1 protein-coding gene is annotated in these 232 nt (G+C 37.9%); it reads right to left on the reverse strand.

Translation table 11 applies throughout. The features are described from left to right. A partial coding sequence (locus tag M983_RS16790) for a histidine kinase dimerization/phospho-acceptor domain-containing protein (RefSeq protein WP_157091995.1) occupies positions 1–232 on the reverse strand: 232 nt, incomplete at both ends.

A 232-nucleotide genomic window follows, 5' to 3' on the forward strand; every position in this document is an offset into this window, starting at 1 on the left:
GGAGTTATCCATCGTTTTAAGTAATCGGGATGTTTCATTATTATGTACAAAGGATTGAAGTAACTCTAAATTACCAATGATGCCATAAAGTGGTGTGCGTAATTCATGACTTACCGTCGCTAAAAACATGGATTTTGCTTGGTTTGCCTGCTCTGCCGCTGTTGCCATATTTTGTAAAGAGCGTTCCATTTTCACACGAGCACTAATATCAACTAATACACAAATTGCGACA

The organism is Proteus myxofaciens ATCC 19692 (assembly GCF_001654855.1).
GTDB lineage: Bacteria > Pseudomonadota > Gammaproteobacteria > Enterobacterales > Enterobacteriaceae > Proteus > Proteus myxofaciens.